Source organism: Pseudogemmobacter sp. TB195, assembly GCF_058313095.1.
In genome coordinates this window covers 265-502 of record NZ_JBZEGG010000249.1, presented here as the reverse complement: position 1 = coordinate 502, position 238 = coordinate 265, and the positions used below count along the sequence as shown (strand labels likewise).

At 66.0% G+C, this 238-nt stretch carries 1 pseudogene; it reads right to left on the bottom strand.

The features are described from left to right. A pseudogene (locus AC4FS3_RS29620) lies at nt 1-238 on the bottom strand (acyl-CoA dehydrogenase); the annotation flags it as partial.

Sequence of the window (238 nt, the reverse complement as noted above, 5' to 3'; positions counted from 1 at the left end):
CGATGCTGGCGCAGCGCACGTCGTTGCGCCGCCCCGGATTGCCGTTGGCGTCGGGAATGAACTTGGGCACGAGAAACAGCGAGATGCCGCGGGTGCCGGCCGGCGCGTCCGGCAGGCGGGCCAGCACGAGATGGACGATATTGTCCGTCATGTCGTGCTCGCCATAGGTGATGAAGATTTTCTGGCCGGTGATGCGATAGCTGCCGTCGCCGTTGGGAACCGCCTTCGTGCGCAGCGC